The following is a 26,670-nucleotide window of genomic DNA, read 5'->3' on the forward strand; positions in this document are numbered from 1 at the left end:
CGTCAGAAGACCAGCGCAGCGCGCAGGAACACGCCCTTGCCCCGCTCGTCGCCCGCAAGGCGCGCGCGGTACTGCAGCGACAGGTCCAGGTACGAACGCGGCGCGTTGTAGCGGTCCTCGTGGAACCAGCGGCGCAGCGCAATGCCCACGCCCGCGCCCGCAGCGCCGTTGTAGCCCGCGGCCGTGCGTGCGGAGTTGTAGTCCACGCCCACCACCGCGTGCGGGAACAGCACCAGGCGCGAGTCCGCATCCCCCATGCGGAAGCTGCGCCCGGCCTGCGCCTCGAAGGTCACGTAGTCCTGCTTGCGCTGCAGGAACCGCCCCGCCTCGGCATAGACGTTGAACGTGAACCAGTCCGGAACGTCCACGCGCAGGTCGGTGCCCACGCCGTAGGAATAACCGGCGCGCAGCAGCCAGTCGCTGAAGGACAACGAGCCGATACGGATGCGCCGCTCGGCGGACAACACGAGGTTGTGGTCGCGCAAAGGCTTGGCGCGCACGCCCAGCGCGCCTTGCGTGGTGTCGCTGCCGCTCGTGCCGCCGTGGCGGCTGTAGACCGTCTGCACCACGCCGCCATAGATTTCCCAGAAGCTGCCGTCGCGATAGCCCTGCGGGCGCCAATAGGCCTCCCCCACCAGTTGGGCGGCATCCCGGTACAGGCCCGGCACGGGCGAGATGGAGCCGGGAGACATGCCCCGGTAACCCAGCAACGCATTGATGCCCCAGGTGCGGGTACGGTCTGCCAGCTCGCGCCGGGTGGCGAACTGCTGGCGGGGCGTCTGCTCCAGCCGTCCCGCCTCCACCGCATCGATGGTCTGCTGCAGGTAGTAGATGGCGCGGTCGTTCTCGGCCAGGCGGCTCGCGGTGTAGGCGCCGTCGGGTAACGCGGCGGCCGGCAGCGCGTCGTTGGCGTGCGCGCGGTCGAACACGGCCAGCGCGGTGCGGTCGTCGCCCACCCGGGCAGCGAGGTAGGCCAGATCGGGGTCTGCGCTGCCCGCGAAATCCGGCCCCGCCATCGCGTGTGCGAACTGCTGCACGGCCTCGTCGCGCCGGCCTTCCTGCAGCAGCAGGTTGATTTCACTCGACAGGGACAGGCCACCTGCCTGCAGGGCCGCGCGCGCATCGGCAGAGGCCTGCTCGCGCCGCCCCAGGTCGTGGTACACCCGGCTGCGCAGGGCCAGCACCTCCGCCCCGTCGGCGCGCGACTGCAGGGTGTCGTCGGCCTCGCGCAGAGCCTGCTCCACCTGGCCCGCGGCCACCAAGGCCTGCAGCCGCAACAGACGGTACGGCAAATGCGCAGGCTGCAGCCGCGCGGCTTCCTCGGCCTTGGCCGCGGCCAGTCCATAGTCGCGCTCGGTATAGGCGCGGAACGCCTCCTGCGCCACGGCACGCGCAGGGTCCGGCGCGTCCTGCCCGGGCCACACTTCGCAGCCGGGCGCCTGGGCGCTGCCAAAGCAATTGACAACCGGCAAGCGCAGGGAGAACGTCTGCAGGGATGCGGCCGAGATCGGCCGGCGCGTGGCGGCCCGTATCTCAGCCTCTCGCCCCGACACATCCACGGCGCCGCCTTGCGCCAGCGGCTGCAGCAGGGCTTTAGCGCGTTCGGGCTGGCGCGCCGCGAGCGCCGCATCGGCGGCGATCACCCGGTAGTTCTGCTGCTCGTGCGGCGCAAGATCCGGCCTGCCAATCACACCGTCGAAAACCCGCGCCGCATCGTCCGTCTGCCCCTGCGCCTGCAACGCCGCGCCGCGCAGGACCTGCAGTGCCGCGCCATCGCCCTGGGCCAGGCCCTGCTCGGCCACCTGCTGCGCCTGCGCATGGCGGCCCGCGGCCAACAGCAGGCCTACCCACTGCAGGCGATACGCCGGCACACCCGGGGCTTGTTCCGCTGCCGCCTGCGCATGGGCAAGGGCATCGCTGGCGCGGCCCCGCCGCTGCGCTTGCGATGCGGCTTCGAACTGCGCATAGGCGTGGCGCTGCCGCGCGGTGTCGCCCAAGGCCTGCCATTGCGTATCGCCTTGCGGGGCGAAAGTCAGTTCCGCCTCCCGTGCCTTGGTCTGTGCCTCCTCGTACAACCCGTTCTCGATCAGCAGGTAGGTCAGCAGGCGCTGGTAGTCAGCATTGGCAGGGGCGGCCTGCGCGGCCTCGCGCGCCCACGCCAGGGCGGCGGGCAACTCTGCACGCTCCACCGCTTCGTAGGCACGGCTGGCAGCGGCATAGCCCGGGGCGCCGTCGGCCCGCCGAGGCCGTGGCACCTGCGCCATGCGCCGCTGCGCACGCACCGCAGGCGCAGGCTTGGCAAGCTGATCGGGCGGCGCCGCAATGGCCGGAGCCGCCGCAGGCGTGCCGTGTTCTGACGCAGGTTCGGGCGCAGTTGCGGAAGGCGCAGCGGCGAGCACTGGCGCGGCGGGTGCTGCCTCGGGCTGCGCGACGACCGTGGCGCTTTCCTGCACGGTTGCGGGTGGGGGCTGCAATTCGCGCAGTGCCTGGGCGATGCGCGCATCGCCCGGGTGCCGTGACCGCTGGGCCCGCAGCAACGCCGCGGCACGCGCGGGCTGGCCAAAGCGCTGGTACGCCTGGGCCAGGTGCAGCGCAATCGCGGTGTTCTCTGGGGCGAGCCGGTGGGCATGTTCCAGCTCGGCAATCGCGCGCGTGCCGTCGCCGCGGGCCATCGCCTCGAAGGCCTTGTCGATGTGGGGATAGACCTGGAACCGCTTCAGCGGACTGATGTCGGGGCCCAGGTCCAGGGTCTGCGCCGGGGCGCCCGTGGAGGCCAGCATGACGGCGAGGGCAAGAATGCGGGGGGCGAAATTCATGATGACGGCCTTCTCAAGCAATGGCCCGGACGGTGGGCTGCGCATTGGCGCGGCACAGCAGTTGCTCCATGGTGACCTGCAGCTGCTGCTGCAGCTGCAGCGCCTCCTGCACGGCCGCCTCTGTCAGAACGCCATGCTCCACGAGGAAGGCGCCCAGGCTGGCATCAGACTTCTCCTTTTGCAGCAGCAGGGCACCCAGCACCGCCTGGTCAATCTTGCCCACGGCCAGAAGCACGTCGCCCAGCAGCAACTGACGCGAGAGATAGCGGGCCCAGATGCCCCGCGCCTCTTCGGCGGTAACGCGCTGCTGCTGCACGGCCTGCGCCAGCAGGTCGCGTGCGGGTTCTGTGCCGTGGTGTGCATACAGGCGCCGCAGTTCCACGGTGACCTCGCCCTTGGGCACGATGACGTAGCGCACGGTACGTCCCAGCTTGCGCTCGATGGCGGCCAGCGACACCGGGTCGATCGCCGCCTCGCTGGCCACCACCAGGACCCGTCCCTGCTCGCGCAGCGGCACGACGCTATAGCGCAGCGCCACGGCCGCAGGCACCAGTGCCGCCAGGTCGCTGTCCACGGCCTGCCCTCCCAGGGTTTCCCATGGCACACCGGCCTGCTCGGCAACCGCCGCAGCCAACTGCTGGGGCGTGATGACGTCACGGTGCACAAGCGCTGCACCCAGACGCAGTCCGCGCACGGGATGCTCCAGCGCATCAAGCAGTTGCGCTTCGGTCAGGGCGCCTTGGTGGACCAGGATCTGCCCCAGTGCGCGATGCTGACGCGGCCCTTCGCCCAGGAGGGGAAACTCGTGGTCCGTCTTGACCCAGGCCATGCGCCGCAGGTCCTTGGCGCGCCATGCCTGGGCCAGCGCCCGCCAGGCGGCAAGGAAGTTGATGAAGTTGCCCCACAGCAGCCGAGGCACCGACAGCAATCCCTGCACCACGCCGTAGTAGCTGGTGACGAAGAACACGCGCTGCACGATGCGGTTGAACATGAGCACCAGGTTGGCCAAGAGCAGTGCATGGAACCACCAGTCGCCTTCGAAGACCGAGAGGAACCGGTAGGCATCCGGCACCAGTCGCTGGTAGAGCCAGATGCCGATCAGCTGCATGGCCAGCAGCGTGGCCGTGAAGCTGGCGAAATTGGTGATGATTCCCTTGCGGTCGCGCCAGAGGAAGTAGTTCAGCACGGCACTGTGCGTCCAGCGCAGCGTACGAAAACCCTGGATGACGATGCCCGTGATCCAGCGGGACTTCTGCCGGACGGCGGCGGCCACGGTGTCAGGGAAAAATTCGCGCACGGAGATGACGCTGGCCTCGCGTTCGCTGCGCAGGGGCACGCGCTCCGGCGAGGGCGCGCGACCAATGTGATCGTCCTCCTCGACGGGAAAGCGCACGAACACCTCCTGCATGCCCAGCTGCTTGAGGCGAAAGCCGATGTCGTAGTCCTCGGTCAGGCTCTGCGTGTCAAAGGCAATGCCATCGCCCTGTTGCAGCAGGGCCATGATGGCGCGACGGCTGAAGCACGTCCCTACGCCCGCGCTTGGCACCTGGCCGACCAGGGCCTCGCGCACCACGATGTCCTTGCCGTGCAGCTCCGCAAACTCGTCAAGGTAGTGCCCGCCGGTGAAATCGTTCCAGGGCCGCTCCAGCGGGTACACGGGCAGCTGGATGAGGTCCTTGCGGTTGACCAGGTAGTTGAACAGCCGCAGTTCCAACTTGGAGAGCACGTCCTCGGCATCGTGCAGGATGAAGCCGGCAAAGCGCACGCCAGAACGCTTCTCGAACTGCAGGATGGCGTCCACCACATTGTTCAGGCAGTCGGCCTTGCTGGTCGGTCCGGGACGCGCGCAGACCACCGTGTGCACGTTGGGAAAGCGTGCACGCACCTGCTCCACGTCGGCATGCGTTTGCGGGTCGTTGGGATAAGTGCCGATGAAGATGTGGTAGTTCTCGTAGTCCAGCGTGGTGGCGGCCAGTTGCGCCATCTGGCCAATCACGCCGTGCTCCTGCCAGGCGGGCACCATGATGGCCAGCGGCTTCTCCTCGGCGTCGTAGAGCGTCTTGTAGTTCAGCGGCGCGTGGCGTGCGTACACCGTGAAGGCGCGCCAGACGCGGCGGACCCAGTAGGCGATATCGATGAACAGGTCATCCAGGCTGCTGATGAAGATGACGACAGCCACCCCGATCGCCACCATCTTGAGCAGGTAGAGATAGGCGGTAAAAACATCTATCCAGGACATGGTGCGGCTCCTCTAGATACTCAGGGCCGCAACCGCGGGCGCAGCCGCATGTGCGGGCGCGGGCGCGGGGGGCGCCAGCATCTGCTCCAGCCGTGCCACGATGCGCTGGGACGCCTGGCCATCCCCAAAGGGGTTGGCTGCGGCCTGCATGCGGCCGTAAGCCTCTCCGTCGTCCATCAGATGGCGCAGGGAGTGCACGATCAACTGGCGGTCGGCCCCGACCAGCGCGGCGCAGCCCGCATCGATGACCTCCGGCCGCTCGGTTTCTTCACGCAGTACCAGCAGCGGCACCTTGAAGGTCGGCGCCTCTTCCTGCAGACCACCCGAGTCCGTGAGCAGCAGCCAGGCATCGGCAATCGCCTGCTGCATGGCCAGGTAGTCCAGCGGCGCCGTCAGGTGCACATTGGGCAGCGCGCCCAGGTGCCGGTGCACGGGGTCGCGTACCACGGGGTTGAGGTGCACCGGGAACAGCACGGTCATCCACGGGAATTCACGGGCGATGTCGGCAATGGCCGCACACACGTTGTCGATGTCCGGCCCCCAGTTCTCGCGCCGGTGCATGGTGACGAGGATATGGCCGCGACCTTGCACCCGACGGCGGATGTGATGGCGCTCGCACACCCACAATTGCGCGTCCACCACCGTATTGCCGGTCACCAGGATGTCGCGCGAGGCGATCCCCTCACGCTCCAGCGCCTGCGCTGCACGCAAAGTGGGCGCGAAGTGCAGGCGGCTGATGCGGCTGATCATCTGCCGCAGTCCTTCCTCGGGGAACGGGCGGCGCAGGTTGTAGGTACGCAGCCCAGCCTCGACATGCAACACCGGCACCCCATGGGAAAAGCCCGCCAGCGCTCCCTGGAAGGCGCTTTCGGTATCACCCTGCACGATGACGGCGCTCCAGGGCTGCTGCCCCATCACGCCCTCCAGTTGGCGGCGGCACCCGAGGCTGAAATCCAGGAGCGTGCTTCCCTGGCGCTCGAGCACATGGTCGGGCCGGATATCGAAGCAGTCCAGCATCTGCACGGCCATGTCGCTGTGCTGGCCGGTATGCAGCCACACGGGGCAAACACTTTCCGCGCCTCGCAGGGCGTGATATACCGGTGCCAGCTTGATGATCTCGGGGCGTGTGCCGGAAATGATCAGGACGGGAGCGGGCTGTTCATCGATGCAAGTCATAAGGTGCCTCTCTTCCCTCAACCTATCGATCGGCAGCCCCGGGGCCGCTGCCGTGTAGCCCCTGGCGACACGCGCCGTGATCTTCACGCACCCTTACCAGAGTTTCAATAGGTCACTTTGGTGGAGAAGATTCTTACCGCATTTTCATCAATTGGCAAATTTGATCGATAGCATTTAACTATTTACCCAGTGCGTGATAGGACGGCGTCTGGTTGCACAGCCCCTTCGAATTCCTCATGCGCCCGTCCTGAAGATGGCAAGTGCCGGCAAGACACTTAGCGCATCGCTCCGTCCACCCCGGCCGCTTGAAAACTTGCCATCTCGCGCAGCACGCGGCATGCCGACTCCAGCAACGGCCAAGCCAGAGCGGCACCTGAGCCTTCTCCCAGGCGCAGCCCCAGGTCCAGCAGCGGCTGCGCCTGCAAAGCCTGCAGCATGTGGCCATGGCCCCGTTCGCCGGAGCGATGGGCAAACACACAGCGCTGCAGCACGGCAGGCGCCAGGCGCGCGGCCACCAGCACAGCCGCGCAGGTGATAAAGCCGTCGACCACGATCACACGCCGCTCGGCGGCGGCCTGCAGCACGGCGCCGGTGAGCGTGGCGACTTCAAAACCCCCCAGGGCGGCCAGGGCCTCCAAGGGCTGCGTAGCACCGGCGTTGGCCGCCAGCGCCTGCTCCAGCACGGCCTGCTTGCGCGCGATGCCTGCCGCATCCAGTCCCGTACCGGCACCCGTGCACTCGGCCAGCGGCACGCCCGCCAGACGCGCCAACAGCAGCGACGCCACGGACGTGTTGCCAATACCCATCTCGCCCAGCAGCAGCGCGTTGCCGGGCATGGCGCGCACGATATCCATGCCGTTGCGCAGCGCTTGGGCGCACTGCGCCTCGGTCATCGCAGGGCCGACGCTCGCGTCCTGCGTGCCCGCCGCCACGCGGCAGTGCACCAGGCGGGGCGCACCGGGAACGACGTCGCGCGCGGGTACTTCGCGCGCCACGCCGCAGTCGGCCACGGTGAGCTGAAGGCCGTGCTGGCGCGCCAGCACGCTCACGGCTGCGCCGCCTGCCAGAAAGTTCTCGACCATCTGCCAGGTCACGTCGCTCGGGTAGGCCGATACGCCCTTGGCCGCCAGGCCATGGTCGCCCGCGCACACCAGCATCTGCGGCGCCTGCAGCATGGGTGATTCGGTACCTTGGATCTGGCCCAGACGGAGGGCGAGTTGCTCCAGGCGCCCCAACGCACCCAGTGGTTTGGTCTTGTTGTCCAGCTTGTGTTGCAGGGCCTGCGTCAGCGGCAGATCGGTGAGGTCAGCAACGAAAGGCAGGTCGATGATCATGGCGTGTTTCGATTGTCAAAAAAAGGTCCAGCGCGGCCCCGACTCACGGGGCGCACATCAAGAGGTGGCCGTATTGCGGGGCGGGCCCCATGCGTTGTGGCTGGCTTATGCCGGTGCGGTCTGGCGACTGCACTGCGCCGCAGCCTGGTCGCACCGCAGATGCGCGATGAGCGGCTGCTGGTCGTCGCGCTGCCCCCATTGCTCGAAGTACACCAGGTCTTCCACGGGCAGGCGCGGAAGCCAGCCAGCGGTTTCCAGTTCGGGCTTGGCATGGAAGTGGCTGACGTAGCCGACACACAGGTAGGCGATGGGGGTGATGCCCTTGGGAATACCCAGCGCCTGCTGCAGGTCGGCCTGGTGAAAGATGCTCACCCATCCCACCCCAAGCCCTTCGGCGCGCGCGGCGAGCCACAGGTTTTGCACGGCACAGACGCTGCTGTACAGGTCCATGGTTTTCATGTGGGTACGCCCTACCACCACCGGACCGGTGCGCTCGCGGTCGCACGTGATGCAGAGGCCGATGGGCGACTCCAGAATGCCCTCGAGCTTGAGACGCTGGTATACCGCGCGCTTGTCGCCCTCGAACATACCGGCCGCTTCGGCATGGGCCTTGGCGAAGGCATCATGCACCCGGCGCTTGGTGTCCTGCGAACGGACCACGAGGAAGTTCCATGGCTGCATGAAGCCTACGGAAGGCGCATAGTGCGCCGCGGTCAGGATGCGGCTGAGCACCTCGTCCGGTACCGGGGTGGGCAGAAACTGCCCCCGCACATCACGGCGTGAAAAAATGGTGTGGTAAATGGCGTCGCGGGCCTCTTGCGTAAAGGCGTGAACGCTTTGCGTGGCTTGCGCCTGCGCGGTATTCATGGCAGTCCCCTGTGCGTGAATAGGTCGCACGCTGCCTGGCCTTGCAGCGCGATGAACGTTCAGGCCGGTCTTCTGGCTTGGATTCATCTGACCCGCCGCGCCTTCCCAGCCTTGGCGGCCAGTGGCATTGAGCGGGGGTCATCTTCCTTACAGCGTTGGGCACGCGGCGGACTCCAACCGCCTTCCCGATTCTCCCTTTGCCTTGCGGCAGCGGGCACCTGAGGACGGGGATGATAACAACCGCAGTTATCGTCCTTTACTGCACAGCGAGGGCATCCAACGTCCCGGGCTCGAAGTGCCGTGCGATGCCGGCGGCCAGCCCCTCAAACACCGCATCCAGCGTCGGAGCATCGGCACCGAACAGCGCCCGCAGCACGGCTGCGTCCTCGAACAGGCCGTGCAGGTACAGGCCCAGCACATTGCCCCCGGGGTTCTGCCACGCCAACCCGGGCATGAGTTCGCGCGCTACATCGCCGCTGGCTGCCATGGCCGGGTGCTGCGCAGTCTGGCCGTGGTGGATTTCGTAGCCTTGCACAGCCACGCCGGCGAGATGCCGCCAGACGCCTTGTACGGCGCCGAAGCACTGGCGCGTGGGCCGCACGGTCTTGGTGGCCTCGAAGCTCGTCACCAACGGCAGCAGGCCCAGGCCGGGGCCATTGCCGTCCACCCCCACGGTGTCGATCAACGCCTCGCCGAGCATCTGCAGTCCACCGCAGACTCCGAGCACACGGCCACCGCGTGCCGCATGGGCAGCAATCGCCGCGTCCAACCCCTGTGCGCGCAGCCAGGCCAGGTCAGCCGCCGTGGCCTTGCTGCCGGGCAGGACGATCCAGTCGGCGCCCTCCACATCCGCTGGGCTGCGCGCCCAGGACAGACGCACACCCGGCACATTTTTGAGCGGCTGGAATTCGTCCAGATTGCTGATGCGCGGATACGCCACCACGGCGATGCGCGTATGCACGGCACCGACGGCGGTGGAGCGCATGTCGAACACGCCGTCCTCCTCGGGCAGGCCATGGTTCCACTGCATCGGAATGGTGGCGACGACGGGCACGCCGGTCTTGTCCTGCAGCATTTGCGGCGCGGGCGCCAGCAGTGCCTCGTCGCCACGGAACTTGTTGAGCACGAAGCCAGCGATGAGCGCGCGTTCTTCCTCGGGCAGCAACGCCCATGTGCCAAACAGGTGGGCAAAGGCGCCACCGCGGTCGATATCCGTCACCAGCAGGCAGCGCGCCTCAGCATGGCGCGCCACGCGCATGTTGACCACGTCGCTGGCGTGCAGATTGATCTCTGCCGGCGAGCCCGCGCCTTCGATGACCACCACGTCGTTCTCTGCCCGCAGTGCGTCCAGCGCCGCCGCGATCTGCGGCCACACACGCTGGCTGCGGCCGCGCCATGGCAGTTGCGAAAGCTCATCGCTCACCTGTCCCAGCAGCACCACCTGGCTCTTCGTGTCCGCTTCGGGCTTGAGCAGCAGCGGGTTCATGCGCACGTCGGGCACGGCCCGCGCTGCCAGCGCCTGGAAATACTGGGCACTGCCAATCTCGCCGAACTGCTCGCCCGGTGCAGCCACCACGCGCGCGTTGTTGCTCATGTTCTGCGCCTTGAAAGGCGCCACCTTCAGGCCCTGGTTGCTGTAGTAGCGGCACAGCGCGGTGGCCAGCCAGCTCTTGCCCGCGCCGCTGGTGGTGCCCAGCACCATGACGCAGCGCGCCGGCCCGGGTCGGGTCTTGTTCATTGCGATTCCTTGTAGAGGCGCCACGATACCTCCAACGCCCGCTGCGACTGCGGTGGCAGCACGCCCAGGCGCACATGCCCGGGCAGGCCAAACGAGGTGCAGTCGCGCAGCTTGACGCCACGCGAGCGCAGCCATTGCAGGAAGGTCCCCACATCTTGCACCGGCGGACATGCCGTGAAGAAGTTGGCGAGACTGCCCGGCGCAACGGCCCAGCCCAGGGCCGCGCACAGCGCCAGTTGCGCGGCCTTCCATTCGCGCAGGGTCGCCAGCGATTGCGCGAGCCATGCCTGCGTATCCGGCCGGACCCAGGCCGCCAACAGGGCAACACCGTCGGCACCGACCGGCCAGGAGGCCGCCAGCGCCTGCACAGCGGCGACACTGCCATCGGCGACCGCGGCACTCGGCGCAATGGCATAGGCCGCGCGTACGCCGGTCAGGCCCAGCGCCTTGTTGGGCGTCAACATCTGCCAGGCGGCATCAGGCGCTACGGTGGCGGCTCCCTCCAGGCGCAGGGGTGCATAGGCGCAGTCCAGTATGCGCAACACGCCGACAGGGGCCGGGGCGCACCACGCCGTCAGTGCAGCATCGGTCGTTCCCAACGGGCTGGCGGGTTCGCACGCCCAGTGCAGCGCCGGCTCAGAAGAAGGTGTGTGGCGGCAGTCCAGCCCCCACACTTGGGCCGCGCGGGTGTAGTCGCCGTAGCCATGCGCGGGCACAGCGACCTGGCGCACGCCGCTGCGTGCCGCGTGCGTGGTGATGCGATGAATGAACTCGCTGGCGCTGGCGGCGAGCACCACGCGCTGCACCGCCACGCCGTGGAACGTGGCAATCTGCGCGCGCAGCGCGGTGTAGGCCGGGTCGGGGTAGTGGATGAAGTCACTCTGCCGGAGCGCCGCGATGGCCTGCGGACAAGGACCGCAGGCGTTGGCGTTGGTGGAGAAGTCATGCAGCGGCACACCCAGCGCATCCGGGCCGCCGTGCTGTGGCGCATGGTCAGACATGGGTGTGCACTATAGCTATCAATAACAGAGCTGTTACCGCAAGCACCACAAGCGCTAGCAGTGTTTTTGATGCCAAATGCACCGCACGCTGCGTGTCCGCGGCCTGGGGCGCACGCCCGGGGGCGTTCAACACGTACACACCTGGTTTGGACAGGCGCACCCCCAACGCCAGCGCCATCGCCCCCATAGGCCACCCGCCGTTGGGCGACGGCGTGAGGCGCGACTGCGCGCGCAGATCACTCCAGCGGGCGCCGTTGCCACGCGACACACCCCACAACAGCACCGCCGTGATGCGCGCGGGCAGCCAGGACAGCACATCGTCCGCACGCGCCGCCCACTTGCCCGCCCATTGCCAGTAGCGCCCACCGCGCATGCCGGGGTATCCCCACATCGCGTCGGCCGTATTGGCAAAGCGGTAAAGCGCCGCACCGGGCAGGCCCAGCAGCACGAACCAGAACAGCGGCGCAATCACGGAGTCGCTGAGGTTCTCGGCCAGGGATTCAATGGCGCTCTCGCGCACGGCCGCCGCATCGAGCCCTTGCACATCACGGCTGACCAGCCAGGACAGTCGCTCGCGCCCCGCATCTAGCGACTGCGCGAGCGCATCTTCCACCGCCAGCACTTCCCCGCGCAGCATGCGCCAGGCCAGCATAGGTTTCAGCAGCAATCCCACTACGAGCGCTGCACCCCAGACGGGAAGCAACGCGATGGCGACCCACTGCAAAGCGCTGGATACTATTAAAACGATAGCTGCTAGCGCACACCAGACAAGCGTTGCAGCGCAAAAAGACCGTATATCCCGGCCTGTGGCCTGCAGCGGCGCGATGCGCATCCCTGCCCACCCCAGCGCCCGCCCCATCCACACGACGGGGTGAAAGGCAGCAGGGGGCTCGCCCCAGCGGCCGTCGATGGCCAGCGCCAGCGGTAGGGCGCAAGCCAGGAGGAAAGGATCCAAAGTCCAGAGCGGCATGGGGCGAGCCTAACGTGAATACAAGCGATACACGGAAGCCGCGCGGTTCGCGCTAACTCATGCTTTGTCGGACACCGGATCTGCTGACCACACGTCTCAATGCGCCGTCTGTCGGCACTAACCCCCCGCTCATCCTTCGTTCCAAACACATGCAATGAATTCTGCCTAGCATGCCGGCATGCAACTCCCGCACGCACCTTCCAGACAGCACTGGCCTCAGACTGCCGAACGCGGTTTCACCGTCATCGAGCTGATGGTGGTGGTGACCATCATGGCCGTCCTTGCAGCGCTTGCTACGCCTAGTTTCACTCCGATCATTGAAGGATGGCGCGTGCGGCAGGCAGCCAACGGCCTGGAATCCACACTGTATTACGCGCGATCCGAAGCTATCAAGCGGGGGGGCAATGTCGTCATACAGAAGTTGCCCAGCAGCACGAGTTGCACGGCAGACAATGTGGACGACTGGAACTGCGGCTGGCAAGTTTTGTCCTGCAGCAGTATCAACGCCAGCGGCACCTGCGCTGACCCTGAAGTGCTTCAGAGCTTTGAAACACCTGCCAGGCTAGAGGTCACGCGAAGCAGCGGTGGCGCGCGCATCCAACTCAACCGCTGGGGCTTGGTGGATGGCACCTGGCTTGGGTTCAGTCTGGTTCCACTGGGCAAGAGCCTTTCCAACTCCGCCGCACGAGGCGTCTGCATGAGCTCGGGCGGGCGAGTCCGAATCATCCCCCCCGAGGATATCCCTTGCACCGGGTAACACCCATGAAAACACCTTTTCCAACCCAACGCCAGCGCGGGATCACACTGATCGAGTCCCTGGTCGCTATCGTCATTGCTGCCCTGGGCATCCTGGGCATCCTTGGCGTGCAATTGCGTACTTTGAGCGATACGCAAACGACAGTACGACGGGCGCAGGCTATACGCTTGATTGAAGATCTGAGCGAGCGCTTGAAGGTACACCCCAATGCTCTAGGCAACGTGGGCGACTACACCTCCGGTTATACCGATGTACCCACCACTGGCGACTGCGCAAGCGCCGCATGCACCCGCGATCAACTGGCGAACTACGACCTGCGCGTATGGAAGCAGGCCGTCGCCAACACCCTTCCCCTGGGCCGTGCCAGCATCTTCACGGCTGCCGCCGAGCCCGCGGCGGGCAATCAGCGCCAGCTTGGCGTGATCATCGCCTGGCGCGAGAACGAACGCAGCACCGAAGACGCCTACAAAGACGAGATCAACGCCAGCAAGATCAAGCAGAGCGACGGATCGTTTGCCGATGCCACGGGAGGCGGCACAAATACTTGCCCCGATGGTTTTACCTGCCACCTGCAGTACATCCCCGTTTCTGCGCGCTGCGCACCCTATCTGGGTGGAGGCTTCACGCAATATTTCTGCCCGGGGGCCTGACACATGCGTACCCAAACTATCCTTTCAGCGGCCGGTCCATTGAAACAGCGTGGTGTCACGCTAATCGAACTGATGGTCGGCCTTTCGATCGGCCTGTTGGTAGTGGCAGTGGCCCTCGGCGCGCTGATGGTCTCGCGTGGTGTGACAGGCACTGTCAGCGACGCCAGCGGCATACAGCAACAAGCCTCTTATGCCATGCGCATCATTGGGCAGCAATTACGCCAGTCGGGTTCGTTATTTCTGGATCTGAATCCCAGCGGCGCCACTACCGAGGCTGCAGGCAGCCTGGCTCTTGTTCCGGTGGGGTTTGTGGCCACGATCGGCACCCCTGGTGGAGGTTTGGACACATTCGATCCGGCTACCAACGCACTTGGCGGAACTGCCAGCCCGGTAGCACTCACCGCGGGCTACAGCCGCTATATGGAGCCCCTGTTTCCTGGCGGCACGGCCCAGTACACCGGACGCAATTGTCTGGGCGGGCCGGCCGATACCAATACCACTCATCAACGAATCGAAAGCACCTTCTCCTTGAATGGCAGTGAACTGCGCTGCAGAGGCAACGGTGCGACGGCCCAACCCCTCGTGCAAAACGTTGCCAATTTCCAGGTGCGCTACCTGCTACAGGACAACACATCCACGCCGGGTAACCCACAAATCCGCTATTTCACGGCGGACAACATCCCAGACGCCGACGGCAATGGCCAACCCGACTGGTCTCGAATACAAGCCGTGGAGGTTTGCCTAGTACTCTACGGCAACGAGGCCATCGACATGCCCCCAGGCAGTAGCTACACGGACTGCGACGGTTCTACGCAGGTCAACATGACTTCTCTGACCGGAGCGCGCGCGCGGCGCATGCACATCCCGTTCCGTAACGTTTTCCAATTGCGCAGCCAAGGGCTGGTCGGCTCCGCGCTTTAACTTTTCATCACCATGCCACACGTGCCATACACCGTGCGTCGCTTCCAAGACGGAGTTGCGCTCTTCACGGTCATTGTGTTCATCATGCTCTCGATGCTACTGGCCCTGTGGGCATCGCGCACCTCGCTCTTTAATGAGATGGTAGTGAGTAACGATGCCGACTACCAGCGTGCCTTCGAGGCCGCGCAAGCCTTGCTGCAAGACGCCGAACTGGACATCCGCGGTGAAAACCCGGACGGGAGCATGTGTGTCGGCGCTGGAAACGTGTGCCGCACGGCCACGGCAGAAAAAATTCCGCTGGAGGCGAAGGACATTGGCCCGCTACTAAGCAGCCTGGAGGCCCACCTCGGCCAATGCCGTAATGGTTTGTGCGCCAAGCGCACCGGCAGCCAGGATTTTTGGAATAACAAGGACAGTACCAAAGGCATCACGCTCGGGCAAATGACGACGGCCCGGCCGGACGGCACAACCGCCGGTGCGCGCTACGGGCAGTTCACGGGCGCGCAGTGGGAGAGTTCAAGTGACAAACCTATTAATCCCATTTTGGCAGATCGCTCCTCCTCCGGAAGGGGAGGTTGGTACTGGATTGAAGTATTGCCCTATGACGAAAGCAGCAAAAATTCTGGAGTGATCGTAGGCACAGCCAACAATCTGCTGCCATTGAACCTGACACCTAGTGTCATCTACCGTATTACAGCCGTGGCCCAAGGTCTCAAGTCCAGCACTCAAGTGGTATTGCAACAGTCATACGCACAGCAAAAGCTCAAGGATTAATTTTCGTTATTAACGAATGAGCATCACGCATTTGTTCCGCAAGTGCCTAACGCAGTATTCAACTTCAAATGTCATCCAACAGGAGGGCACCCATGATTCGCAACACTACGCCCCATTTCCGCAAGACCTTGCTAGCGCTGGCCGCCAGCGCCGCGCTGGCGCCGCATGGCGCATGGGCTTTGGACCTTGCAACCGCGCCACCTGGTACTAAAGAGCCTTATGTCACGCCTAACGTCATCATTTCAGTGGATGACTCGGGTAGTATGGGCTACCGTCTGGACAGCGAAAGCAGCAACAACGTATCCAATACTTCGGTACCGAATGCCGATGGGTCATGGCCTGTCAACGCAAAGCGCATCAACGTGCTGAAGTACGCACTGATCGGTAACAACGGCGCGGGCGGCGTCTTCCGCGACACCACGCTGCTGCCGGACGGGAAAATCCGCCTTGCATGGCAAGCGATGTGGAACAACGGTAAGGCTTCTGGAGCGGGCAGCGTGAATAGCGCCAGCATGAATACCAACTCCATGCGGCCGTTGGAAGCCACGCACCGCGCCAACTTTGTGAGCTTCGTTAATGGCCTGGTGGCAAACAACGGCACGCCATCGCACAAGATGTTCAGCCAGGCCGACGCCTACATGCGACAGCCGTTGAGCGAAAACAGCCCTTGGGCATCCAAGCCTGGCACTACGGGAGCCCCCTATCTGGCTTGCCGCCGCAGCTACCACATCATCATGACGGACGGCCGGTGGAACAACACCCCTTCCACACCAGGCCAAACCGACAACGCCAACAGCTTAACCCTGCCTGATGGAACGGTATTTGGTGGTTCTACTGCTGCAGCTAGATCCAAGACTGCCTTGTATCGCGACTCCTACACCAACACCCTGGCCGACTGGGCTTTCAACAGTTGGGCAGTGCCACCCCACACCACGGGCATGACTGGCACCATGCAGCCCACAGCGGAATACCGCAAAGCACCCGCGACAGAAACCTTTACAAACAGTAGCGGCACGTCCGCCACGCTGGAACGCTACTGGAACCCAAAATACAACCCTGCCACTTGGCCACACATGGTCACTTACACCATCGGTTTCAGCGCGATGGCCTATACGTGGAAGCAGAATTACAGCGACGCCAAGTTCAACATCTCACCGCCCACCAGCATGGTGCCGTTTGGCTACGATGGCAGTTTCCCCAACCTGGCGAATGGCACCAAGACTTGGCCCGACATGAACGGCGGCGGCGAGGCCGTACGGGCACTGGACCTGTGGCACGCCGCTTTGAACGGCCGCGGCCGCTTTTACGCGGTAGAAAAAGGCGAAGATTTGGAAAAGGCCTTCCGTGAAATCTTCGGTCAGATCAGTACTGAAACAGCACCAGACCTGACATCCACGGCAACCAGCGGTTCCAACAACACTCGCAGCAACGTAGGCAAGTTCATCGGCGCTTATGAACCCACGAATGCCTGGAAAGGCTTCGTGACTGCGGAGACAGTGAAAACCGATGGTTCCATCATTTCAGCCGCAGGATGGGAGGGGAAAAATACAGCCGATCGGCTGGATGCCATCGCAGACCTTTCCACACGCTTTATCCTGAGTTGGAGTGATCAATGGATCGCCGCTAACAACGCTCCGAAGGGCGGCGTGTTGTTTCAGTGGGCGAGTGATCAGACCTATCTGAGCACAGCACAAAAAGCCGCTCTAGGCCTAAATACCACCAGCCCCGTAACCACCAGCGGACAGCACCTGTTGAACTACGTGCGGGGTGATCGCACCCAGGAAGGCTCAACCAAATTGCGCGAACGCAAGAGCCGCCAGGGAGACATTATCAATTCCGTAGTCTGGTACACCGGAGCACCGGCCAGCAATTACCCACTGAAGGGATACTCTGCCTACACCAAGGCACAAAAGGATCGGGATCCTGTGATCTATGTGGGCGGCAATGACGGCATGTTGCATGGATTCTCTGCCGCCGACGGAAAGGAACGCATTGCCTACGTACCTCGCGGCATTATTGGGAAGTTGAAGGATTTGGCCAGCCAGGACTACAACAACAAACACGCGTATTTCGTGGATGGGTCGCCCATGACTGGCGACGTGGATACTGGCTCAACAGATACACCAAATTGGCGCACAGTGTTGGTCGGGTCGCTAGGCCTGGGCGGCAAAGGCTACTTTGTGCTGGACGTGACTGATCCGTCGGCCACCGCCGGCTTCATCAATGCCAATGCCAGCCAGTTAGTGCAAATGGATCGCACTCGCGGCTCCAGCGAGACCGCAAACGACTGCACAACTTTGACTGGAACCCAAAAAACGGCCTGCGAAACCGCCGTTGAAGAAGACAAGGACATCGGCCACATCACTGCACAACCCGTGCTGGACGAGAACAATCCTGCGCGCACTGCACAGATCACCCGTTTAAACAACGGTCGCTGGGCCGCAGTGCTAGGTAACGGCTACAACAGCACCAATCAACGCCCAGTGCTGCTGATCCAGTACCTAGACGGCAACAAAGAACTGAAACGCTTGGCTACCACCAATGACCAAGCCGGTACCGGGAACGCGGCAGACAACGGTCTGTCTGCCCCGCGCTTGATGGATTTCAATGGCGACGGGATGCCAGATGTAGCCTATGCAGGCGACAACCTGGGCAACATGTGGAAATTTGACCTGACCAGTGAGAATGAGGCCAACTGGAACGTAGCCTTCGGCGGCCAGCCGTTGTTCACGGCCGCAGGGCCTACAGCACTCAACGGGACGAGCCGACCCAACGCGCAATCCATCACCATCGCTCCAACCGTGCGCGCCAACGACCGCACAATGACCGTTGGCTCCGGTAGCAGCGCGAAGACCGTGCGCGTTGGTGGTGTGATGGTGTCCTTCGGCACCGGTCGCAATGTCACCAAGGATGACCAGAATGACGTGAAGGTGCAGACGCTGTATTCAGTCCTGGATAACACGCGGTACAAGGTTGTCAGCACTACCATGGGCAAGCGCCTACAAGTGCACCCAGGCGGCGGCACTTGTGCCCCCGTTCCTGCGGACGACTGCGTGCCTGTTCCGACGCCGCTGGGATCTGGCGTGACCAATGCAAAACTTGCACAGCGCAAGATCGACATCAATGGCGACAATGGAGTCATCGTCGAAGTTGACGAACTAACCAAAGACACGTGGTCCAACTTCAACGGCTGGTATGTAGACTTTCCTTCGGTTGGCCAACGTTTGCTCAAACCGATGGAGATTTATGACGGCAGCAACATCATGGTGGCTTGGCCACAGGTGCCTGCCAAGGGAGCGCTGGTGGAGTCCACCACGGAAAGCTGCGAGTCCACGTCGGTGGACGAAGAGCGCCAGGCGCGTCTGCTCATCAACATCATGGACGGTAAAGCCCCATCGGTTCAGTTGGTAGATGCGAACAAAGACGGTTTGTATAACAGTGACGATGGCGGCGTTTCGTATTCAGTCGTCAGTAAAGGATCCCACATCCTCATCAAGCAGGGCAATAAGATGAATGACATTGATACCAAGAACAACAAGGAAGCCCTGGCCTTGATGCCCGAGCAAACACTGCGTCCGAGCTGGCGTCAGGTGAAATGACGAGGTTGCGATGATTTATCACAATGTTGCGCAACAGAAGCATCGGGGCTTCACATTGATCGAGTTGATGATCGTGGTAGCCATCGTGGGCATTCTCTCGGCCATTGCCTACCCCAGCTATTCCGAGTATGTGCGCCGTGGTCACCGGGCAGATGCACGCGCGGGGCTGTTGCAGGCACAGCAGTGGTTGGAGCGTGCCGCCACTGCTAACGGCCTCTATCCCACGGCACTGCCTGCGGCCTTTACTTGGAATGGCGATACCACTAAACGCTACGACATTGCTTTTCAAGCAGGTAATACAACCGCTGCGTTCACTCTCACTGCCACGCCAAAGGGCGCACAGACAGGGGACAAATGCGGCACCTATACCCTCAGCAATACCGGCGTGCGGGGAGCCGCCGGCAAGAAGTCCGGAGAGAGCGGCTACGACCCCGACTGCTGGGGCAAATAAATTCAGCCCGGGGCGCTACCATCGCGGCGCCATGACTGAGATTTCTCCCTCCATGAACCAAGCGCTTGGGCTCGCCGCCCAGGCGCTTTTTCTTTCCAATCCCAACCCCCGCGTGGGATGCGTCATCACCGACGTTAACGGCAACATGCTGGGCCAGGGCTTTACCCAGCGCGCAGGGGCGCCCCATGCCGAGGTGATGGCCTTGCGTGACGCAACCGCGCGGGGATGCGACGTGCGCGGCGCCACCGCATACGTCACGCTGGAGCCGTGCGCACACCAGGGGCGCACCGGTCCCTGTTGCGATGCGCTCATTCAGGCCGGGATTGCACACGTAGTGGCATCCATCGCCGACCCCAATCCGCTGGTGGCGGGTCAAGGGTTCGCGCGGCTGAGGGCTGCGGGAGTGCAGGTGGAGGTGGGCCCCGGCGGTACGCAATCGCGCGATCTGAATATCGGCTTCTTCAGCCGCATGGTGCGCGGCATCCCCTGGGTGCGCATGAAGGCCGCGGCCTCGCTCGATGGCGTGACCGCATTGGCCAATGGCACCAGCCAATGGATCACATCCCCGGCGGCCCGTGCCGACGGGCATGCCTGGCGTGCCCGCGCCTGCGCCGTGTTGACAGGCATCGGCACCGTGTTGGCGGATGACCCGCGCCTGGATGTGCGGGAGATCGCCACCCCACGCCAGCCGCATCTGGTGATTGTCGACAGCCTGCTGCAGACGCCTGCGAATGCCCGGCTGTTCAACGTTGCCGACCGGCGTGTACTGATCTACACCGCCCGGCCAGATGCCGCTGGCGCCACGTCGCTGCGGGCACGCGGCGCCACGGTCATCGAACTGCCCAATGACCAGGGCAAGGTGGATCTGCCCGCCCTGTTGCACGACCTGGCCCGCGAAGGCGTGAATGAACTGCACCTGGAGGCCGGTCACAAGCTCAACGGCTCCTTCCTGCGGGAAGGGCTCGTGGATGAGCTGCTGCTCTATCTGGCCCCGCTCATGCTGGGCCAGGGAGCCCAGGGCCTGTCCAACTGGGGGCCGTTGCAGACGCTGGCCGACGGGATTCCGATGCAATTCCAAACCGTGCAGCAGGTGGGGCCCGATCTACGGGTGGTGTCCCGCATCGCGGGGCGCGCAGACTTCTGAATCCCCCCTGCGCGGTCCAGGCGATGCGCCACACGCCCGCGTGCTTGCATGCCGTTGTCCGACAGTCGCGCAGCCGAGTTTCGCGCTATACCCCTGTCGTCACCTCACTTTATTGCGTTCGATGTCCTTCATAGACCTGCTCCGCCACCTTCGCCATCGCACCTGGTCGCGCTGGCCAATCATGGCTTTGCTGGTCCTGGCCTTCGGCGGTTGCGGTGGGTTGCCCAAGGATGTGGACCGGCCCGTGTCCACGGCGTTGGACACGGCGGGCGAGCGTACGGAGCTAGCCACCATGGTGCAACAGCTGCGCCAGAAGGCAGGCGCCCGCCATGCGTCAGGATTCTCCCTCTTGAGCGGCCCGCAGGAGGCCTATGGCAGCCGGCTCGCGCTGGTGCAATCGGCGCAGAAGACGTTGGACCTGCAGTACTACGCCATCCATGCCGATGCCAGTTCCGCGCACCTGCTGCGCAGCGTGGTGAACGCAGCGCGGCGCGGCGTACGCGTGCGCATCCTGCTCGACGATTTCCACAGCACGGGGCGCAACGCGCTGGTCATGCGCATGGCGTTCGAGCCGAACATCGAAATGCGCATGTTCAACCCGGTGGCGGGCCCCCGCGCATCGTTCCTGGGCCGGATGTGGGGCGCGGTCAGCGATTTTTCGCGTGTGCAGCAGCGCATGCACAACAAGCTGTTCCTGGCCGACAACATGATGGGCGTGACCGGAGGGCGCAATCTGGGCGACGCGTACTTCGGCAAGGCAGAGGCCGAGAATTTTGTTGACCTGGACGTGCTGGCCGTCGGCCCCATCGTGGCCGACATGTCGCGCAGTTTTGACAGCTACTGGAACAACCCGCGCGCCTATCCCGTGCAGTCGCTCGTCAGCCGAGAAGAGCTGGACCGTTTGCGTGCGCAGGTGCGCAGCAGTGGCGAGAAGGCAGGCGCGGAAGCCGGCTCGCCCGGCTCCACCGCCCCTGCAGACCGCTCCCTCGCCTCATCGCCCCAGTGGGACACGCAGCCCATGGACCTGCGCACCGTCGATTTCATATGGGCGCCCGCCGCCATGCTGGTGGACGAGCCGACCAAGATTCCGCTGGAGGGTGACGAACCGGCACCGTCCGCCGCGATACGCGTGGGCACAACGCCGGGCGCCCATCCGGAAGCCAGCGACACGCCCCAGGCACCGCCGGCGCCCGCAGCGCCCGTGTCCAGCGGGGACACGGTGGTGGACGGGCTGCTCACCCTCATGGACCGTACACGGCGCGAGCTGCTCATCATCTCACCCTACTTCGTTCCAGGCGACGACATGAAGCGCGCCTTTGCACGTGCGCGCCAGCGCGGCGTGCGTGTGCGGTTGCTCACCAATTCGCTAGCGTCCAATGACGCGCCCATTGCCCACGTGGGCTATGCCCGCCACCGCGAAGACCTGTTGGCCATGGGTGTGGAGCTGTACGAACTGCGCAGCGAGCAGGCCGGCCTGCGCTCGGCCTTTGGCAGTTCGGGTGCCAGCGCGGCGGGGGCTTCGCGCTCCATGCTGCATTCGAAGGTCATGGTCGTGGACGGCCGCATGGTGGTGGTCGGCTCCATGAACCTGGATCTGCGCTCCCAGCTGCACAACACCGAGATCGCCCTGCTGATTCGCAGCCGCGCCCTGGCCGCCGAAGCAGCGCAGCAGATCGACACCGCCATGCGCGAGGGGGCGTGGCACCTGCAACGCAGCGCCGACGGTGACCTGGTCTGGCGCGCGCCGCAGGGCAGCGGCTTGGAGGATGCGCACACCGACCCCGACAGCAGCCTGGCCTTGCGGCTGTTGCTCAAGCTGCTGGGGCCGCTGGCGCCCGACCACCTGCTGTGACAGATGCCCCAGCGCAGACACGCGCCACCCAGGCGGTAATGGCCTGCTGGTCGGTCATCACGCGCACCTCGTCGAACGCGGCCTGCGCCTGCGGGTAACGGCGGCGCAGCAGGTTCAGCCACTGCTTGAGCCGGCCGGCGCGCTGGCGCGGCTCCAGGTCTTCGCACACCAGATGCCAGAAGCGCGCCATGTGCGGCAGCAGGTCTTCCCAGGGCAGGCCCAGTGCAGGCGCACCGCGGTCGTGAGCGCGGATAGACAGTGCCAGGCCCGGGTCTGCCACGATGCCGCGGCCCAGCATAAGAGCGTCGCAGCCCGACACGCTGCGGCACCGCAGTGCGTCCTGCACGGTCCAGATCTCGCCGTTGGCCACCACCGGAATGCCCACCGCCTCGCGAATCGCGGGGATCTGCTCCCAGTATGCGGGCGGGCGGTAGCCGTCGGCCTTCGTGCGCGCATGCACCACCAGCTCGCAGGCGCCGCCGCGTGCCATGGCCCGCGCGCATTCACGCGCCAGGCCTGCATCGTCGTAGCCCAGGCGCATCTTGGCGGACACCGGCACATGCGCGGGCACGGCGCGGCGCACCGCCTCCACCACCGCCGCGATGCGCTCGGGCTCGCGCAACAGGGCCGCGCCACCCCCATGGCGGTTCACCGTCTTGGCGGGGCAACCGAAATTCAGGTCAATGCCTTCCGGACCCAGCTCTGCCAGCCGGGCCGCGTTCTCGGCCATGCTGACCGGGTCCGATCCCAGCAGCTGCGCCCGCACGGGCACCCCTGCCAGCGTGCGGCCGCCGTGGTTCAGCTCGGGTATGTAACGCAGGAACACCTTGTCCGGCAGCAGGCTGCCGGTGACGCGGATGAACTCGGACACACAGCGGTCCACCCCGCCCACCCGTGTGAGCACGTCGCGCAGCACGAAGTCGAGCAGCCCTTCCATGGGGGCGAGCAGCAGTGGTGCGGGCGTGCTCATCAGCAGCTTATGGGTCAAACAAGCCTCTAGCGCTTACTGTTCAAGGGCTGTAAGCTATAAAAACAGGAGCGCCATATCGCCCGAGCGCATGCGATTCAGGACTGTTGCGTCGGGCTTGCCAAACCCAGGCGCCACAGCGACGTGACCTCGGCCGCGCGCGCGTCGGCCAGTGCATCGCCACCGGCGGTGGCCTTGGCGTGGCGCGGGCGGATGTCGTGGCGGCCCAGCACCCGCAACCCCGCGGCGCCAATCCAGCCCAGCAGTGCGTCGCGGGTGCGCAGGCGCAAATGCTCCGCCAGGTCCGACAGGATGAGCCATCCCTCGCCGTGCGGCGCCAGGTGCGCAGGCAACCCCGTCAGAAAACCACGCAGCATGCGACTGTCTTCGTCATACACCGCGCGCTCGATGGGCGCGCTGGCCTTGGCCGGCAGCCAGGGCGGGTTGCAGACGATGAGTGGCGCCCGCCCGAAGGTGGTCGCGGGCGGGAACAGATCGGTCTGCAGCAACTGCACGCGGTCCTCCAGGCCCAGCCGCGTCAGGTTGTCCCGCGCACAGGCCAGGGCACGCGGGTCCAACTCGGTCGCCACCACGCGGGCCACGCCACGCCGTGCCAGCACGGCGGCCAGCACGCCGGTGCCGGTGCCGATCTCGAAAGCGAGCGCATCCGCGCCCGGCGGCAGCGGGGCCTGGGCGACCAGGTCCACATACTCGCCCCGCACGGGCGAAAACACGCCGTAATGCGGGTAAATGCATGCGCCCAGAGCGGGCACATCCACCCCCTTGCGGCGCCATTCGTGCGCCCCCACGGCGCCCAGCAACTCGCGCAGCGAGACAACGGTGGACTCCTGCAGCGCCGGGCCCCAGGCCTCGGCGCAGGCCGCGCGCCAGTCGGGGGCGCGGCGCAGGGCGATGCTCCAGTCGGGCTGCAGCTCGATCAGCAGCAGCCCCAGCAGGCGGGCGCGCTGTGCCTGCGCCTGGCGATGCAAATGAAAGGCGTGCGGGAACTCCGCCGCGGGCACGGCGCTGTTCCGACCGCCTTTGCCGCTCTTGCGCGGACGTTCGATACGGCGCTTGAGCGCGTCCAGCAGATGGCGCGCGTTCTGAAAGTCGCCGCGCCACAGCAGGGCCGTGCCTTCGCATACCAGGCGATAGGCCGCATCGGCAGCCAGCGTGTCGTCAGCCAACACCACCCGGCGCGGCGCGCTGGCGCCGCTTTCGGAGCGCCACGGCGCGCTGCGGTCCTCGCCGTGTTCGCTCCAGTGGATCATGGCGGGGCTCAGTTGATCGGGCGCTTGAGGCGCACTTCCTCGATCTTCACGCCGCCGACCACAGCGGTCTTGGCGGTCGTCATCTCGCGCTTGAAGCCGGCAAGTTCATGAAAGCGCAGGGCACGCTCATTGCGCAGCGGCACCCAGGCCGTCACGGTGGTGCAGCCCTCTTCGTGCAGGCCGTCGCGCGCGGCGTCCCACAGGGCCACGCCCACACCCTTGTTCCAATGCGAGGGGGCCGCGTAGATGGCCCAGATTTCACCGGTGGTGTTGCGCGTCTTTTCATCACGCGAGCGGTCGAAGCCGACGAAACCGACGATCTTGTCGCCGTCCACGGCCACCTGGACCTGGGGCTCGCAATACTCGATCGCCTCGCGCCAGTAGGCTTGGCGCTTCTCGACGGACGACATGGACTTCAACTGATCGTCAGGCAGCAGCCCTCGGTAAGCTTCCAACGCGGCGGAGGTATGAACCTGGGCAATGGCTTTGGCATCGCGAAGGGTGGCGGGACGAACCTGGATACTGGACATGGGAAAACGAAAGCAGGTGAAAAGCGAAAAACCCAGCATTTTCGCGCAAATACCGCTTCGCCTCTCATGCCCCGCAGTTTCCACCTTGCCAACCCCACCATTGCACGCAAACGCGGCCATCTGTGGCATAGCGCGCATGCCACGGCTACGCCGCGCTACATCAGGCGGCGCAGCAGCGCCATCACTTGGTCGAAACGCGCGCCATAGGGCGGGTATAGCAGGTGTCCCAGCGACCAGCGCGACTGCGCCAGCACCGACTTCTGGTGGCAAAAGCGCAGAAAGCCGGCCTCGCCATGGTAGGCGCCCCAGCCGCTGTCACCCACGCCGCCAAAAGGCAGCGCGTCGTGCGCGATGTGCATCAGCGTGTCGTTCACCGAGACGCCGCCACTCACGGTGCGCCGCAGCACATCGTCGCGCACCGCCTCGCTGCGCCCGAACCAATACAGCGCCAACGGACGCGGGTGCGCGTTGATGTGGGCAATGGCATCGTCCAGGCGCTCGTAGCTGAGCACGGGCAGCACGGGCCCGAAGATTTCTTCCTGCATGAGCTGCATGTTCGGGCTGGCACCGAACACCAGCGTTGGCGCCATCTGCCGCCCTACGCCGTCGCCGATACCCGGAGGCGGTGGCGGGGGCGAGCCCGGCACGGGTTGCAGCACGTGTACCTCCGCCCCTTGCGTCTGGGCTTGCTGCAGCATGGTGCGCAGCCGTGCGAGGTGGCGCGTGCTGATGATGGAGGCGTAGTCCGGGTTGCCCTCGAAGTACGGAAACAGCCGCGCCACCGCCACGCGGAACGCTTCGGCAAAGGCCGCCTCGTTGCCACGCGGCAGCAGCACGTAGTCGGGTGCGATGCAGGTCTGGCCCGCGTTGAGCAGCTTGCCATGGGCGATCTTGAGCGCTGCCTCCTGCATGTCGCAGTCCGCATCGATGATGCACGGCGACTTGCCGCCCAGCTCCAGCGTGGTCGGCGTGAGATTGGCCGCCGCCGCCTGCGCCACCTTGCGCCCCACGGCGGTGGAGCCGGTGAACACCAGATGGTCGAATGGCAGCGATGCCACGAGCGCGGCCGTGGCCGCGTCGCCCTGCACCACGCAGAACTCTTCGGGTGCGAAGAACTGCGCCACCAGCGCGGCCAGTTGGGCGGACGTGTGGGGCGTGAGCTCACTCGGCTTGAGCATCACCCGGTTGCCCGCGGCCAGCGCACCAATGGCCGGCCCCAGCGCCAGCTGCACCGGGTAGTTCCACGGCGAGATGATGCCCACCACGCCCAGCGGCTGGCGCTCGATCCAGCCACGCGCTGGCTGCAGGAACAGCGGCGTGCGCACCCTCGTGCGCCGGCTCCAGCGCGCCAGATGCCTGAGCGTATGCCCCAGTTCCGCGCGCAGCACGAAAAGGTCGGCCACCTCCGTCAGGCGCTGCGAGCGCATGCCAAAGTCCGCCTGCACCGCCGCCGCCAGCACCGGCCCATGTTCGTCCAGCATCTTGGACAGCCGCAGCAAACGCTCTCGACGCACCATCAAGGGCACATCGGGGTGGGCGCGGCTGGCTTGGCGTTGGAGGTCGAACAGGTGGCGGATGTCATCAGGGCTCATGCCGTGCATGATAGGGCTCGC

Annotated in this window: 20 protein-coding genes and 1 riboswitch; of the genes, 8 read left to right on the forward strand and 12 right to left on the reverse strand. The window is 65.3% G+C overall.

What is annotated here, in order from left to right:
* Nucleotides 1–2: 2 nt before the first annotated feature.
* From QY917_RS09050 to cbiB, 8 genes are all read right to left on the reverse strand, one after another.
* A complete protein-coding gene (locus QY917_RS09050; RefSeq protein ID WP_123675948.1) occupies nucleotides 3–2,816 on the reverse strand; it encodes a tetratricopeptide repeat protein in 2,814 nt (937 codons plus the stop codon).
* A 13-nt stretch (nucleotides 2,817–2,829) separates the two neighbouring features.
* Nucleotides 2,830–5,055, reverse strand: coding sequence for a cyclic di-3',5'-guanylate-activated glycosyltransferase NrfB (gene nrfB, locus QY917_RS09055; protein WP_123675947.1), 2,226 nt, complete (start codon nucleotides 5,053–5,055; stop codon nucleotides 2,830–2,832).
* A gap of 12 nt (nucleotides 5,056–5,067) precedes the next feature.
* Entirely contained in the window at nucleotides 5,068–6,231 is a 1,164-nt protein-coding gene (gene wecB / locus QY917_RS09060) for a non-hydrolyzing UDP-N-acetylglucosamine 2-epimerase (RefSeq protein ID WP_123675946.1), read from the reverse strand.
* 275 nt (nucleotides 6,232–6,506) lie between these two features.
* On the reverse strand, nucleotides 6,507–7,565 hold the full coding sequence (gene cobT / locus QY917_RS09065) for a nicotinate-nucleotide--dimethylbenzimidazole phosphoribosyltransferase (RefSeq protein WP_123675945.1): 1,059 nt from the start codon (nucleotides 7,563–7,565) through the stop codon (nucleotides 6,507–6,509).
* A 105-nt stretch (nucleotides 7,566–7,670) separates the two neighbouring features.
* Nucleotides 7,671–8,432 carry a 5,6-dimethylbenzimidazole synthase gene (bluB, locus tag QY917_RS09070; protein ID WP_123675944.1) on the reverse strand — a complete coding sequence of 254 codons (762 nt, stop codon included), beginning with the start codon at nucleotides 8,430–8,432 and terminating at the stop codon, nucleotides 7,671–7,673.
* A 44-nt stretch (nucleotides 8,433–8,476) separates the two neighbouring features.
* Nucleotides 8,477–8,669: riboswitch (cobalamin riboswitch) on the reverse strand.
* A gap of 19 nt (nucleotides 8,670–8,688) precedes the next feature.
* Nucleotides 8,689–10,170 carry a cobyric acid synthase gene (locus QY917_RS09075; RefSeq protein ID WP_123675943.1) on the reverse strand — a complete coding sequence of 494 codons (1,482 nt, stop codon included), beginning with the start codon at nucleotides 10,168–10,170 and terminating at the stop codon, nucleotides 8,689–8,691.
* Nucleotides 10,167–11,171 (reverse strand): aminotransferase class I/II-fold pyridoxal phosphate-dependent enzyme, encoded by a 1,005-nt coding sequence (locus QY917_RS09080; protein ID WP_123675942.1) that lies wholly within the window; start codon nucleotides 11,169–11,171, stop codon nucleotides 10,167–10,169. The genes QY917_RS09075 and QY917_RS09080 overlap by 4 nt, the downstream gene beginning before the upstream one ends.
* Nucleotides 11,164–12,141, reverse strand: coding sequence for an adenosylcobinamide-phosphate synthase CbiB (cbiB, locus tag QY917_RS09085; protein WP_123675941.1), 978 nt, complete (start codon nucleotides 12,139–12,141; stop codon nucleotides 11,164–11,166). The genes QY917_RS09080 and cbiB overlap by 8 nt, the downstream gene beginning before the upstream one ends.
* Before the next feature lie 178 nt (nucleotides 12,142–12,319).
* Here cbiB and QY917_RS09090 point away from each other — a divergent pair, with 178 nt between their 5' ends.
* From QY917_RS09090 to QY917_RS09125, 8 genes are all read left to right on the forward strand, one after another.
* On the forward strand, nucleotides 12,320–12,898 hold the full coding sequence (locus QY917_RS09090; protein WP_123675940.1) for a GspH/FimT family pseudopilin: 579 nt from the start codon (nucleotides 12,320–12,322) through the stop codon (nucleotides 12,896–12,898).
* A gap of 5 nt (nucleotides 12,899–12,903) precedes the next feature.
* Nucleotides 12,904–13,548 carry a type IV pilus modification protein PilV gene (gene pilV / locus QY917_RS09095; protein ID WP_123675939.1) on the forward strand — a complete coding sequence of 215 codons (645 nt, stop codon included), beginning with the start codon at nucleotides 12,904–12,906 and terminating at the stop codon, nucleotides 13,546–13,548.
* 3 nt (nucleotides 13,549–13,551) lie between these two features.
* A complete protein-coding gene (locus QY917_RS09100) occupies nucleotides 13,552–14,469 on the forward strand; it encodes a PilW family protein (protein WP_123675938.1) in 918 nt (305 codons plus the stop codon).
* A gap of 84 nt (nucleotides 14,470–14,553) precedes the next feature.
* The gene (locus QY917_RS09105) at nucleotides 14,554–15,243 is read left to right on the forward strand and encodes a pilus assembly protein (protein WP_162844550.1); all 690 of its coding nucleotides are present in this window, start codon (nucleotides 14,554–14,556) and stop codon (nucleotides 15,241–15,243) included.
* Between the two features lie 92 nt (nucleotides 15,244–15,335).
* Nucleotides 15,336–18,842 carry a pilus assembly protein gene (locus QY917_RS09110; RefSeq protein WP_123675936.1) on the forward strand — a complete coding sequence of 1,169 codons (3,507 nt, stop codon included), beginning with the start codon at nucleotides 15,336–15,338 and terminating at the stop codon, nucleotides 18,840–18,842.
* 10 nt (nucleotides 18,843–18,852) lie between these two features.
* Nucleotides 18,853–19,293 (forward strand): type IV pilin protein, encoded by a 441-nt coding sequence (locus tag QY917_RS09115; RefSeq protein ID WP_123675935.1) that lies wholly within the window; start codon nucleotides 18,853–18,855, stop codon nucleotides 19,291–19,293.
* Nucleotides 19,294–19,324: 31 nt separating this feature from the next.
* Nucleotides 19,325–20,437, forward strand: a complete 1,113-nt coding sequence (gene ribD / locus QY917_RS09120; RefSeq protein WP_123675934.1) for a bifunctional diaminohydroxyphosphoribosylaminopyrimidine deaminase/5-amino-6-(5-phosphoribosylamino)uracil reductase RibD — start codon at nucleotides 19,325–19,327, stop codon at nucleotides 20,435–20,437.
* Nucleotides 20,438–20,618: 181 nt separating this feature from the next.
* Nucleotides 20,619–22,289, forward strand: coding sequence for a phosphatidylserine/phosphatidylglycerophosphate/cardiolipin synthase family protein (locus QY917_RS09125; RefSeq protein ID WP_302076447.1), 1,671 nt, complete (start codon nucleotides 20,619–20,621; stop codon nucleotides 22,287–22,289).
* Here the strand turns inward: QY917_RS09125 and QY917_RS09130 are convergent.
* The 4 genes from QY917_RS09130 to QY917_RS09145 form a co-directional block, all read right to left on the reverse strand.
* Complete coding sequence (locus QY917_RS09130; RefSeq protein ID WP_302076449.1) at nucleotides 22,249–23,259, reverse strand: tRNA-dihydrouridine synthase; 1,011 nt, start codon at nucleotides 23,257–23,259, stop codon at nucleotides 22,249–22,251. The genes QY917_RS09125 and QY917_RS09130 overlap by 41 nt on opposite strands.
* Before the next feature lie 95 nt (nucleotides 23,260–23,354).
* Complete coding sequence (locus QY917_RS09135; RefSeq protein ID WP_123675932.1) at nucleotides 23,355–24,527, reverse strand: class I SAM-dependent methyltransferase; 1,173 nt, start codon at nucleotides 24,525–24,527, stop codon at nucleotides 23,355–23,357.
* An 8-nt stretch (nucleotides 24,528–24,535) separates the two neighbouring features.
* On the reverse strand, nucleotides 24,536–25,057 hold the full coding sequence (locus QY917_RS09140) for a GNAT family N-acetyltransferase (protein WP_015913914.1): 522 nt from the start codon (nucleotides 25,055–25,057) through the stop codon (nucleotides 24,536–24,538).
* 155 nt (nucleotides 25,058–25,212) lie between these two features.
* On the reverse strand, nucleotides 25,213–26,649 hold the full coding sequence (locus QY917_RS09145) for a coniferyl aldehyde dehydrogenase (RefSeq protein ID WP_041838875.1): 1,437 nt from the start codon (nucleotides 26,647–26,649) through the stop codon (nucleotides 25,213–25,215).
* Nucleotides 26,650–26,670 lie beyond the last annotated feature (21 nt).

This window comes from Diaphorobacter sp. C33 (assembly GCF_030503915.1).
Classification (GTDB): Bacteria; Pseudomonadota; Gammaproteobacteria; order Burkholderiales; family Burkholderiaceae_C; genus Diaphorobacter; species Diaphorobacter nitroreducens.

Coding starts and splice junctions, on each gene's coding strand:
- QY917_RS09050 (WP_123675948.1), bottom strand. CDS start 2,816: ATGAATTTCGCCCCCCGCATTCTTGCCCTCGCCGTCATGCTGGCCTCC.
- nrfB (WP_123675947.1), bottom strand. CDS start 5,055: ATGTCCTGGATAGATGTTTTTACCGCCTATCTCTACCTGCTCAAGATG.
- wecB (WP_123675946.1), bottom strand. CDS start 6,231: ATGACTTGCATCGATGAACAGCCCGCTCCCGTCCTGATCATTTCCGGC.
- cobT (WP_123675945.1), bottom strand. CDS start 7,565: ATGATCATCGACCTGCCTTTCGTTGCTGACCTCACCGATCTGCCGCTG.
- bluB (WP_123675944.1), bottom strand. CDS start 8,432: ATGAATACCGCGCAGGCGCAAGCCACGCAAAGCGTTCACGCCTTTACG.
- QY917_RS09075 (WP_123675943.1), bottom strand. CDS start 10,170: ATGAACAAGACCCGACCCGGGCCGGCGCGCTGCGTCATGGTGCTGGGC.
- QY917_RS09080 (WP_123675942.1), bottom strand. CDS start 11,171: ATGTCTGACCATGCGCCACAGCACGGCGGCCCGGATGCGCTGGGTGTG.
- cbiB (WP_123675941.1), bottom strand. CDS start 12,141: ATGCCGCTCTGGACTTTGGATCCTTTCCTCCTGGCTTGCGCCCTACCG.
- QY917_RS09090 (WP_123675940.1), top strand. CDS start 12,320: ATGCAACTCCCGCACGCACCTTCCAGACAGCACTGGCCTCAGACTGCC.
- pilV (WP_123675939.1), top strand. CDS start 12,904: ATGAAAACACCTTTTCCAACCCAACGCCAGCGCGGGATCACACTGATC.
- QY917_RS09100 (WP_123675938.1), top strand. CDS start 13,552: ATGCGTACCCAAACTATCCTTTCAGCGGCCGGTCCATTGAAACAGCGT.
- QY917_RS09105 (WP_162844550.1), top strand. CDS start 14,554: ATGCTCTCGATGCTACTGGCCCTGTGGGCATCGCGCACCTCGCTCTTT.
- QY917_RS09110 (WP_123675936.1), top strand. CDS start 15,336: ATGATTCGCAACACTACGCCCCATTTCCGCAAGACCTTGCTAGCGCTG.
- QY917_RS09115 (WP_123675935.1), top strand. CDS start 18,853: ATGATTTATCACAATGTTGCGCAACAGAAGCATCGGGGCTTCACATTG.
- ribD (WP_123675934.1), top strand. CDS start 19,325: ATGACTGAGATTTCTCCCTCCATGAACCAAGCGCTTGGGCTCGCCGCC.
- QY917_RS09125 (WP_302076447.1), top strand. CDS start 20,619: ATGGCTTTGCTGGTCCTGGCCTTCGGCGGTTGCGGTGGGTTGCCCAAG.
- QY917_RS09130 (WP_302076449.1), bottom strand. CDS start 23,259: ATGAGCACGCCCGCACCACTGCTGCTCGCCCCCATGGAAGGGCTGCTC.
- QY917_RS09135 (WP_123675932.1), bottom strand. CDS start 24,527: ATGATCCACTGGAGCGAACACGGCGAGGACCGCAGCGCGCCGTGGCGC.
- QY917_RS09140 (WP_015913914.1), bottom strand. CDS start 25,057: ATGTCCAGTATCCAGGTTCGTCCCGCCACCCTTCGCGATGCCAAAGCC.
- QY917_RS09145 (WP_041838875.1), bottom strand. CDS start 26,649: ATGAGCCCTGATGACATCCGCCACCTGTTCGACCTCCAACGCCAAGCC.